Here is a 9,987-nt window from a genome sequence, read left to right as displayed (position 1 = left end):
CGACGGCGTCAACGACGCCCCCGCGCTGGTGCAGGCCGACCTGGGCATCGCGATCGGCACCGGCACCGACGTGGCCATCGAGGCCTCCGACATCACCTTGATGTCCGGCCAACTCGACGGTGTGGTGCGCTCGCTGCAGCTCTCGCGCCAAACCCTGCGCACGATTCACCAGAACCTGGGTTGGGCGTTCGGCTACAACACCGCCGCGATCCCGCTGGCCGCATTCGGGGTGCTCAACCCCGTCGTGGCGGGCGCGGCGATGGGCCTGTCCTCGGTCAGCGTGGTCACCAACTCGCTGCGGCTGCGCCACTTCGGCCGCGACACGACGATCAAGGCCCTGCCCGAGCGGACCGCGACCGTATGATCCACGGTGTCCTGCTGAGGTGGGTCGTCACGGGATTGTTCGCGCTGGGCGCGATCGAGTGCGCCCTGCCGATCCTGACCCGGCGCCGGCCCTGGCCGATGGTCCTCAGTCACGGTTTGCACGTGGTGATGGCGGTCGCGATGGCGGCCATGGCCTGGCCGTGGAGCATGCGCGCCCCGACCACGGCACTGACGGTGGTGTTCCTGCTGGCGGCGGCGTGGTTTGCGACGATGGCCCTCGCCGCCGCCCGCACGCCCGCCCAGCGGCGGTTGAGCGGCTACCACGTTCTGATGATGCTGGCGACGGCTTGGATGTATGCCGCCATGAACGGCCCCCCGACCACCGCCCCGGCGCCTGCCCGATCCGGCGCCGCGATGCCGGGCATGGACATGGCCGCAACGGGCACACCACCGTACGCCGCCTGGATCACCGCCATGGACTGGCTCGGCGCCCTGATCTTCGGGGCCGCAACGCTTTTCTGGACGCTGCGTTACCTCACCGGCACCGCCCGCCTCAAATCTTTGGGAAACCTCGCACAAGCCGCCATGGCCGCCGGAATGGCCGTCCTGTTCCTTGCCGCGGTGTCCCGCATCTGACCGTTGACCCGGTGTGGCGAACCGAAATTTCCGCGGCACACGGCACAGCATCGCCCGGGTATGAATCGATGCCGTACGGTCGAGGAAGCCTGCCCCGGTGGCGCCGATGCAGTGACCCGGGGGCACGAACGCCGCCGGTTTTCGCCGCTGTGCACGTCCGCTGTCTAACGAGAGGGTTGCTCGAGAGTTGACCGATACCACCACGCCGGTGGCGGACGAGCGCGACGAACGGCCGCGTGCGGCGATGCGCCGTCGCCTCCGGTGGCTGCGGTGGGCGCTGCTGTCGGTGTGGGGCCCGGGCCTGGTGGTGATGTTCGCCGACACCGACGCCGGCTCGCTGATCACCGCCGCGCAGTCCGGCGACCGCTGGGGCTACCGCATGGTGTTGCCGCAGCTGATCTTGATGCCGATCCTCTATGTCGTCCAGGAGATGACGGTGCGGCTGGGCATCGTCACCCGCCGGGGGCACGGCGCGCTCATCCGGGAACGGTTCGGCCGCGGCTGGGCGTGGGTCTCGGCGTTCACGCTGTTCGCCTCCGCGATCGGGGCGCTGCTGACCGAGTTCGCCGGCGTCGCCGGGGTCGGCGAACTGTTCGGCGTCTCCAAATGGGTGAGCATTCCGATCGCGACGGTGGCGCTGCTGGCGCTGGCGCTCACCGGCAGCTACCGGCGCGTCGAGCGCGTCGGAATCGTCTTCGGGGCGGCCGAACTGGCGTTCCTGGTCGCCATGGTCATGTCCCGGCCCGATCCGGACGCGCTGGTGCAGGGCCTGGCCTCGATGCCGCTGGGCGACCCCTCGTACCTGCTGCTGGTCGCGGCCAACGTCGGCGCCGTGATCATGCCGTGGATGATCTTCTACCAGCAGGGCGCCGTGGTGGACAAGCGCCTGTCGGTGGCCGCGCTGCGCCAGGCCCGCTACGACACCGCCTTCGGCGCGGTGCTGACCCAGCTGATCATGATCGCCGTCGTGGTCACCGTCGCGGCGACGCTCGGGACGCACAACGGCGAGACGACGCTGCAGACCGTCGGCCAGATCTCGCACGCGCTGACCCCCTACCTGGGGCGCGTCGGCGGCACCGTGCTGTTCGGGCTGGGGATGCTGGGCGCGGCGCTGGTCGCCGCGATCGTCGCGTCGCTGGCCGGCGCGTGGGGGCTCGCGGAGGTGTTCGGCTGGCACCACACGCTCAACGAGCGGCCCAACCGCGCCACCGCCAAGTTCTACATCACCTACGCGCTCGCCCACATCGTCGGCGCGATCCTCGTGCTGAGCAGCGTCGACCTGGTCAACCTCGCCGTGGACGTCGAGGTGATGAACGCCCTGCTGCTGCCCATCGTGCTGGGTCTGCTGCTCGCGCTGGAGGCCCGGGCCCTCCCCGAACAGTGGCGGATGCGCGGGCTCTACAAACACCTCACCCGCGGCCTGTGCCTGGTGGTCATCGCCTTCGGGCTGTACATGGTTCCCCAGGCGTTCGGCTGGCTCTGACTCAGAACCAGGGCCCGGGATAGCGGCCGTCCCGGTCCTGCACCAGCACGATCTCCTGGCAGTCACCGTTCGCCGACGCGGCGCCGCGACAAACCAGCGTCCAGTCCGAGATCCGCCCGAAGGGCCGCACCGACCAGTTCGAGGCGACCGGCTCGGTGTCCGGCAAGGCGAGCACGGAGAACGTGCCGTCGGCCTTGGTGAGGTACAGGTGGTCTTCGAAGAACGCCAACCTGGTGATCGACATCTTCTTCGCGTCGTCCCGGCTCTTGAGCAAATCCCAGTGCCGGGTGCGCAGGTTCCACACACCGAAGCCGAATTTCGAGTCGTCGGAGTCGCGACCGTCGACGAACAATTTCCCGGCCGACAGCGTCGCGGCCAATCCGCCGCCGGAAATCGTGTCCGAGTCGCCGATCTTGACGATCTGTTTCGCGTTCAGGTCGAAGAACACGGTCGACACGGCCGGGGGCTGATGGGAATCCCAGTACGTCAATTTCACCAGCTTGTCGGGCCCGTCGGACAACTCCGCGTCGACCGACCGCACGTCGTTGTCCTGGTAGATCGGTTCCCCGGTCGGCCGGCGCAACTCCGCGCCCGACGTCGTGGCGCCCCCGGTGTTGCGGTGGAAAGCCAGCACGTCCTGCCAAACCTGGGCCTGCTCCGGATCGTCCCACAGCGTCGACAGGTCGGTGTTGGACAGCACCAGCGTGCGTGGCGGCGCGGCGGCTGCGTGCCCGTCGGTGAAGGCGTTCGTCCATGCCACGCCCGTCGCGGTCGAGGCAAACCCCCATCGGTCGGCCGCGGTCAACTTCTGGTCGGGACTCGGCGGTTGCAGCTCTTTCGTGGCCACCGGGCGGTCCGACTTGAGGTCGAACGCGTAGGCGGTCGCCCTGGTGGTTGCGGGCGCGGACGCCTGCGCGGGTGTCGCGGTGGTGAGCACGTACACGACCCTCATGTCGTCGGCCGTGCCGGACAGCGCGCACACGGCGCCGGTCAACTTCTCCCCCGCGGGGACCATGGGGGTGCCCGGCGTCACGTACTGCCCCGTCTTGGTGTCGAAGATCTTCGGGCGGATGTCCTCCAAGGCCGATTTCCCGCCCGACACCTTTTCCGGGCACCCGAAATATGCCGTGCCGCCGTAGCTTTTCCAGTCCTTTTCCAGCGGCCCGGTCACCGGAGCCGGCGATGGCGCGGCGCTGCCGGGGTTACCGGCCGCCGACGGTGTGGTGGGCGGCGACGTCGAATTGGTCGTCGTCGTGGCCGCCGGCGGGGAAACGGTTTCCGAGCAGGACGTGATGAGACAGGCGGCCGAGCCCAACAGGGCGATTCTGCGCATGGTCGCGCGCAGACCGTCAATCATGCTCATCGGCAAATCCCCCGGTAAGATCCTGTAACCGCCGAGCCTATAGCCGGTCAGGTGCGCCCGCGACCGGGTCGGGTTCCCACGAGCCCTACGTCACAGAGCCTTACGTCAGCGGCGTGGCCGGCGCGGTGCCGGGGAATCAGTTCCCGTCGAATTCGACGGGCAGGCTCGTCGGGCCGCTCAGGGTGGCCATCGGCTTCCACGGCGCAGGCCCGGCCAGGCGTGGGTTTCGCATCCGGTCGGTGAGGACGTTCAGGGCCTCGGCGAGCTCGTGGCGGGCCAGGTTGGCCCCCAGGTTCGGCGTCCTCGGCGACCAGGCGCAGCGTTCCGCACACGATCGGCGAATGGCGCATCGTCTCCTCGACCGCGCGCATCGCCAGCTCGGGCCGCTGCCGCAGCAGTTCCCACTGGTCGGGGTGCTCGCACAGCAGCTGCACCGAGGGGGTTGCCGTCATCCTCGGCGCGGATCAGGTCGGACAGCAGGTCGTCGGTCAGGCTGTGTCGCCGCCGGGCGACCATGTCGTCGACGTAGCCGTCGAGCTCGCCCCATGCGCGCATGACGACGGGCTCGACCTCGGCGAGGTCGACGGCGAAGCTGAAGGCCTTGAAGACGTCGTCGGCCCACAGCGAGAACCGGTGCCAGTCCCCGCGAGGTGCGCCGAGCAGCGCGCAGATGATCGGCACCGGGTACGGGCGGGCGATGTCGGTGACCACGTCGCAGCGTCCGGCGTCGGCGACCCGATCGACCAGCTCGTTCATCACCGCGGCCATGGTGTCGTGCAGCCGCTGCACCGCGCGCGGGGTGAAGGCCTTGGCGGCCAGGCTGCGCAGCCGATGATGGGCCTGGCCCTCCAGGCAGAGCAGACTGTTGGTCACCTTGTCCCACAGCGGCTCCGGTCTCGGAGCCCGGACGACTTTCGCACAATGTATGGCCGTCGGGGGCAGGTGTCAATGAAGCGCGCGGATCAAACAGGATTCTCACGGCGTTCGGGCCGTCCTCCGGCCGGGGCGCCATACATCAACGAGAGAATGTATAGCCAGCGGGAGCCGGTTGGCGTGCTCACTCGTCGACGCGCAGCCGCACCATCCGGGTGGTCGACGTCTCGTCCAACTCGACGACGTCGGAGCGCGAACGCAGGAAGTCGCTGAAAGACTTGAATCCCAAAGACTTTTCGCTGAACGAGGGATCCATCCGTTTCATCTGCGCCTTCACCGCGGAGTTGTGCAGCCAGTCGACGTCGTCTTTCTCCAGCCCGATCTGCAGCGCCCGCGTCAGCAGCGCCGTGGCGGCGGCCTGCGGATCGGGCGGCTCCGGCTCCTCGGACTGGGCCGCCTTGGCGCGTCCGCCCCGCAGCTTCGGCGGGGTCTTCTCCGCCTCCGGCCCGGCCGGCGCGGGTGCCGGTTCGAGGGCCGGCACCCCCGGGAGGGCGTCGTAGATGACGAAGTCGTCGCAGGCGGCGGCCAGCGCGCGGCTCGACGCGCCCGCCACCCCGATGCCCACCACGTACCGGCCCAGTCGCTTACAGCGCTGCGCCAGCGGGATGTAGTCGGAGTCGCCGGCCACGATCACCACGTGGGTCAGGTCGGGCAGTCGGAACATGTCCTCGACGGCGTCGACGGCCAGCCGGATGTCGGCGCCGTTCTTGCCGTACGCCGCGGCGGGGAACAGTTGCACCAGGTCGACGGCGCGGGCCACCAGCTGTCCGCGGTAGCCGGCGTTGACGTCGGCCGACCAGTCGGCGTAGGCGCGGGTCAGCACCAGCGTCCCGAACGACGACGCGAAGTCGAGGATCGCCGCGACGTCGACGGTGGCGCGGGCCTGCCGCTCGGGATCGAGGCCCTTGGCCTTGTCCCGTTGGAACGAGTTGCGCCCGTGAACCTGGTCGTAGCGCGAGATCACGATGTTGTCGAAGTCGAGGTAGACGGCCACGCGGGCGGCAACCGGTTCGGTCATGCAGTAGATCATCGCCGAGTCGGCGGCTCAGGGGGTACACCGGAGATATGAACCAGCTGAAATACCTCGAGCTGCACGGCGACCGCGTCGCCTACCGCGACGAAGGCGATGGCGAGACCCTGCTGCTCATCCACGGTATGGCCGGGAGTTCGGAGACCTGGCGTTCGGTGATACCGCAGCTGTCCAGGAAATTCCGGGTCATCGCACCGGACCTGCTGGGCCACGGCGCGTCGGCCAAACCCCGGGGTGACTACTCGCTGGGTGCGTTCGCGGTCTGGCTCCGCGACCTGCTCGACGAGCTGGGCGTGAGTCAGGTCACCCTGGTCGGGCACTCGCTGGGCGGCGGTGTGGCCATGCAGTTCGTCTACCAGCACCCCGACTATGCCAAGCGGTTGGTCCTCATCAGCAGCGGCGGTCTCGGTCCCGACGTGGGGCTGGTGCTCCGGCTGCTCTCGGCTCCCGGGGCGGAGCTGGTGCTGCCGGTCATCGCGCCGGCGCCGGTGCTCGCCGTCGGCAACAAGCTCAGGTCGTGGTTGCGGGGCGCCGGCATCCATTCGCCGCGCGGCGCCGAATTGTGGAGCGCCTACTCGTCCCTGTCGGACCGCGAGACACGCCAGTCGTTCCTGCGGACGTTGCGCTCCGTGGTCGATTACCGCGGGCAGGCGGTCAGCGCGCTCAGCCGGCTGCGGCTGCGCGAGGAGCTGCCGGTCATGGCGATCTGGGGCGAGCGCGACGGCATCATTCCCGTCGACCACGCATACGCCGCGCACGAGGCGCGCACGGACAGCCGGCTCGAGGTGCTGCCCGACGTCGGCCACTTCGCCCAGGTGGAAGCGCCACGCGAGGTGGTCGAGCTGATCGAGGACTTCGTCGGATCCGGCGACCGCCGCGACATCGGCAGCCCGCAGCCCAGGGCGTGATCGGAAAAGCCGGGGTGCTGCGGTCCGGCTTCGGCCCTCGACACCGGCCGTAGAATCGGGGCGATGCGCGCGCCCGCCCGGGGTCAGCCCGCAGTGGGGGCGCCAACCCAGCTGTCGTCGCGCGCTCCGAGGTCGGCGGCCACGGGTACGTTCGTACAGACCAGTGATCTCCCCGACCGCCTCTCGTATCGCTGACACGCCTGGATTACCCCGAACCGCGCCGCGGCGATCACGCTACCCTTCGAGACCATGGCGCCGACGCGGGCGAAGCTGGCCGATGGCCGTGACCTGCTGTTCTTCGCGCTGCCCGGACACCGCCCGGCGCCCGTCACCGACCGCAGGCCCCTGCCCGCCCGCGATCCCGACCAGTCGTGGCTGCGCTACGACCAGACGACCGGGCAGTGGGTGATCGTCGCGGCGCGGCGCCAGGACCGCACCTACAAGCCGCCCCCCGACCAGTGCCCGCTGTGTCCGGGCCCGACCGGGTTGACCAGCGAGGTGCCCGCCCCCGACTACGACGTCGTCGTCTTCGAGAACCAGTTCCCGAGCCTGTCCGGCGACGGCCCGGCGGCGCCGGTGCCCGGTGACGGCTTCGTCTCCGCTCCCGGGCATGGCCGATGCGAGGTGGTGTGCTTCTCCAGCGCCCACACCGGCTCGTTCGCCGGGCTCGAGCCGGCGCACGCGCGGCTGGTCGTCGAGGCGTGGCGGCACCGCACCGCCGACCTGATCCACGCTCCGGGCATCGAGCAGGTGTTCTGCTTCGAGAACCGCGGCGAGGAGATCGGGGTGACGCTGACCCACCCGCATGGTCAGATCTATGGCTACCCGTACCTGACGCCGCGCACCGCCGTCATGCTGGCGCGGGCGCGCGAACACCGGATGCGGCACGGCGGAAACCTGTTCGCCGACCTGCTGGCCCGCGAGGTCGCCGACGGCGGCCGCATCGTGGCGCGCACCGAGCTGTTCACCGCTTTCGTGCCGTTCGCGGCGCGCTGGCCGGTGGAGGTGCACATCTACCCGAACCGCTTCGCCCGCAACCTCCTCGAGCTCGGCGAGGAGGAGCTCGACGGATTCACCCGGATCTATCTCGACGTGCTGCAGCGGTTCGACCGCATGTACGAGGCCCCGCTGCCCTACATCTCGGCGCTGCACCAGTACGCCGACACCGAGGCGCAGGCCGACGGCTATTTCCACGTGGAGCTGATGTCGATCCGGCGCAGCGCGGACAAGCTGAAATACCTGGCGGCCTCCGAGTCGGCGATGGACGCCTTCATCAGCGACGTCACGCCCGAAGACGTGGCCCGGCGGCTGCGGGGGCTCGGATGACGGTCCGCCACGCCGCGCCCGGGCGGGTCAACCTGATCGGGGAGCACACCGACTACAACCTGGGCTTCGCGGTGCCGATCGCGCTGCCGCAACGCACCGTGGTGACGTTCGCCCCCGACGGCGGCGATGCGCTCACCGTGAGCAGCAACCGCGCACCCGACGTCGTGCGTTTCGGCCTCGGCGTCGTTCCCGGTCAGGTGGCCGGCTGGGCCGCCTACGTGGCCGGGGTCGTGTGGGCGCTGCGGCAGGCCGGCCACCCGGTGCCCGGCGGCGCGATGCGGATCACCAGCGACGTGGAGATGGGCTCGGGGCTCTCGTCCTCGGCGGCGCTGGAATGCGCGACGCTGGGCGCCCTCGCGACGGCCGCCGGCGTCCGCATCGACAAAAAGGAGCAGGCGCGGCTCGCCCAGCGCGCCGAAAACGAGTACGTCGGCGTTCCCAGCGGTCTGCTCGACCAGCTGGCCGCCCTTTTCGGCGAACCGTCGACGGCGTTGCTGATCGATTTCCGCGATCTCAGCGTTGCGCCGGTGCCCTTCGATCCGGACGCCGAGGGTGTAGCGCTGCTGCTCATCGACTCCCGCGCCCGCCACGCCCACGCGGGTGGCGAATACGCGGCCCGCCGCGCATCCTGTGAGCGGGCGGCCGCACGTCTGCGGGCAACGTCGTTGCGCGAGATCTGGGATCGCGGCAGCGCGGCGCTGGACGAGATCGGCGACCCGATCGATGCCCGTCGCGCACGCCATGTTCTCACCGAGAACGGCAGGGTGCTGGATTTCGTCGCGGCGCTGGGGGAGTCGGACTTCGTCGAAGCCGGACGCATCCTGACCTCCTCGCACGTGTCCATGCGCGACGATTTCGGCATCACCACCGAGCACATCGACCTGATCGCCGACACCGCGGTGCGCGTGGGTGCGCTCGGTGCCCGGATGACCGGCGGCGGGTTCGGCGGCTGTGTGATCGCGCTGGTGCCGGACAGCCGGGCCGACGCCGTCACCAAGACGTTGCGCCGGACGGTGACCGCCGCGGGCCACCCGCGGCCGGTGATCATCCGCACCCGCGCGGCCGCGGGCGCGGGGCCGGACGTGTGAGCGAGCCGGCCCGGCAGCGTGACACCGACCACCGAACTGGTGCTCTCGCACAAACATCCCGAGGATCGCGAGCGGGTGGCCGCGAGCATCGACGGCATGGTCAACGGCCGCCAGACGGCGTTCAGCACCCGGCACCGCATCGTCGACACCGGCGGGGCCGTGCACGAGGTCGTCGTTGTCCCAGGTGCACAACATGAAGCTGGGGCTCCTCGCCCAGCAGATCGCCCAGAGCCGGGATCGTCCCGATGGACGGTGGTGCGGGCCGCAACCGGCCAGCGCCAGAATCGCCGCCACGGAAATGGTTGCTGCAAGGAAGTGTTGCGCCACGGAGATCTCCCGAAAACTTGCGGCAACTGGGATAGTCGCGTCGAGACGAGCTAGTCCAGGTGCGTTCACAATGTTGCTGGTTCGCCTCGAGCACGCCGGTGTCTGCGTGGTGCCCCGCGCCCGTCGCATGCGAAATGCCGCGCGAAGTGGCCGCCATGCAGTAAGGAACAGCTATGCGGTCACGAAGCGCCCTGCTCGCGCTGGTGGTGGCGACGGCGGTGTTCCTGACGTTCATCGCGGCGGCTCCGCCCACCGCCTACGAGGGGGAGCCCAAGCTCGTCGCGAATCCCGTCGACTACGTCGACACCCTCATCGGCACCGGGACCGGGGGCGAGACCGTCGGCGAGATCAACAACTTCCCGGGCCCGACGGTGCCGTTCGGCATGGTGCAGTACTCACCGGACACGGTCTACAACTACGCCGGCTACAACTACGACAACCCGCGCTCCACCGGGTTCAGCATGACCCACGCGTCGGTCGGCTGCGCCGCCTTCGGCGACATCTCGATGCTGCCGACCACCACCGCGCTCGGCTCGCAGCCGTGGAACGCCTGGGAGACGATCGCCCAC

The 9,987-nt window shown here is 69.9% G+C and carries 7 protein-coding genes and 4 pseudogenes; 8 read left to right on the top strand and 3 right to left on the bottom strand.

The annotated features are described in order from the left end of the window. The 3 genes and pseudogenes from AC2VOR_RS21060 to AC2VOR_RS21050 all read left to right on the top strand — a co-directional run. Positions 1-364: pseudogene (locus tag AC2VOR_RS21060) on the top strand (heavy metal translocating P-type ATPase); the annotation flags it as partial. Further along, complete coding sequence (locus tag AC2VOR_RS21055; RefSeq protein WP_369740739.1) at positions 361-960, top strand: DUF5134 domain-containing protein; 600 nt, start codon at positions 361-363, stop codon at positions 958-960. The pseudogene AC2VOR_RS21060 and the gene AC2VOR_RS21055, both read left to right, overlap by 4 nt. Before the next feature lie 187 nt (positions 961-1,147). Beyond that, a complete protein-coding gene (locus AC2VOR_RS21050) occupies positions 1,148-2,443 on the top strand; it encodes an NRAMP family divalent metal transporter (protein ID WP_369740737.1) in 1,296 nt (431 codons plus the stop codon). 1 nt (position 2,444) lies between these two features. Here the strand turns inward: AC2VOR_RS21050 and AC2VOR_RS21045 are convergent, their stop codons facing one another. The 3 genes and pseudogenes from AC2VOR_RS21045 to AC2VOR_RS21035 form a co-directional block, all read right to left on the bottom strand. Continuing rightward, positions 2,445-3,788, bottom strand: coding sequence for a hypothetical protein (locus AC2VOR_RS21045; protein WP_486964453.1), 1,344 nt, complete (start codon positions 3,786-3,788; stop codon positions 2,445-2,447). 154 nt (positions 3,789-3,942) lie between these two features. Continuing rightward, positions 3,943-4,694: pseudogene (locus tag AC2VOR_RS21040) on the bottom strand (cytochrome P450 family protein); the annotation flags it as partial. A 169-nt stretch (positions 4,695-4,863) separates the two neighbouring features. Continuing rightward, complete coding sequence (locus AC2VOR_RS21035; protein WP_369740734.1) at positions 4,864-5,769, bottom strand: NYN domain-containing protein; 906 nt, start codon at positions 5,767-5,769, stop codon at positions 4,864-4,866. A 35-nt stretch (positions 5,770-5,804) separates the two neighbouring features. Here AC2VOR_RS21035 and AC2VOR_RS21030 point away from each other — a divergent pair, with 35 nt between their 5' ends. The 5 genes and pseudogenes from AC2VOR_RS21030 to AC2VOR_RS21010 form a co-directional block, all read left to right on the top strand. Next, positions 5,805-6,677, top strand: a complete 873-nt coding sequence (locus tag AC2VOR_RS21030; RefSeq protein WP_369740732.1) for an alpha/beta fold hydrolase — start codon at positions 5,805-5,807, stop codon at positions 6,675-6,677. A gap of 249 nt (positions 6,678-6,926) precedes the next feature. Further along, entirely contained in the window at positions 6,927-8,003 is a 1,077-nt protein-coding gene (gene galT, locus AC2VOR_RS21025; protein ID WP_369740731.1) for a galactose-1-phosphate uridylyltransferase, read from the top strand. Next, positions 8,000-9,091 carry a galactokinase gene (locus tag AC2VOR_RS21020; RefSeq protein WP_369740730.1) on the top strand — a complete coding sequence of 364 codons (1,092 nt, stop codon included), beginning with the start codon at positions 8,000-8,002 and terminating at the stop codon, positions 9,089-9,091. Before galT ends, AC2VOR_RS21020 begins: the two co-directional genes overlap by 4 nt. Positions 9,092-9,109: 18 nt before the next feature. Next, a pseudogene (locus AC2VOR_RS21015) lies at positions 9,110-9,271 on the top strand (antitermination regulator); the annotation flags it as partial. Positions 9,272-9,591: 320 nt separating this feature from the next. After that, positions 9,592-9,987 (top strand): annotated as a pseudogene (locus AC2VOR_RS21010) (GH92 family glycosyl hydrolase); the annotation flags it as partial.

The sequence above is a fragment of the Mycobacterium sp. TH-M103 genome (assembly GCF_057473785.1).
Note: the sequence above shows the minus strand (reverse complement) of the source record. Positions and strands in the feature narration are given on the sequence as shown.